The organism is Streptomyces sp. PT12 (genome assembly GCF_003311645.1).
Classification (GTDB): domain Bacteria; phylum Actinomycetota; class Actinomycetes; order Streptomycetales; family Streptomycetaceae; genus Streptomyces.
The window spans coordinates 1-837 of sequence record NZ_QEST01000295.1; the positions used below are offsets into that span (position 1 = coordinate 1).

Genomic DNA, 837 nt, shown 5'->3' on the forward strand with positions numbered 1-837 from the left:
TGGCGGTGCGGGCGCCTGAGTCGGAGGTGCTGCCGCTGCTGACCGACGGGGTGGATATCGCGGCGGTCAACGGCCCGGATTCCGTGGTGCTTTCCGGTGACGAGCAGGCCGTGGTGGCGCTGGCCGGGCGGTGGAAGCACAAGCGGCTCGCGGTGAGCCATGCGTTCCACTCGCATCTGATGGACCCGATGCTGGAGGCGTTCCGTGCGGTCGCCGAGACGTTGACCTATCACCCGGCGCGCCTGCCCATCGCGGGGCAGCCGGAGAGCGTTGACGCCGAGTACTGGGTGCGGCACGTCCGCGAGGCGGTCCGCTTCCATGACGCCACCGAGCAGCTGCGCGCCGATGGCGTCGGCACGTTCCTTGAGATCGGCCCCGACGGCGTGCTCTCCGCCATGGTCGACGGCGTTCCGCTGCTCCGCTCCGGGCGTTCCGACATCCGCACGCTGCTCAACGCGGTGGCGCACGGGTTCGTCGAGGGAGCCGCCGTTGACTGGCGCGCGTTCTTCGCCGGAACGGGCGCGGTCCGCGTCGACCTGCCGACCTATGCCTTCCAGCACCAGCGCTTCTGGCCCCGTGCGTCGGGGTGGACCGGCAGCGTGACCGCCATCGGCATGGGCGCCACCGACCACCCGCTGCTGAGCGCCGCCACCAGCCTCGCCAGCGGTGAAGCGGTGCTGTTCACCGGCCGGGTCTCCATCGAGACACACCCCTGGCTGGCCGATCACACGATCTCGGGAACGGTTCTGCTGCCCGGCGCCGCCATGGTGGAACTCGCCGTCCGCGCGGGTGACCAGGTGGGCTGTGAGCTGGTCGAGGAGCTGACCCTTGAAGCGC

The 837-nt window shown here is 71.0% G+C and carries 1 protein-coding gene; it reads left to right on the plus strand.

The genetic code is table 11. The annotated features are described in order from the left end of the window. Positions 1 to 837, plus strand: an 837-nt coding sequence (locus DEH69_RS30875; protein ID WP_147255928.1) for an acyltransferase domain-containing protein, incomplete at both ends; no start/stop codon positions are given.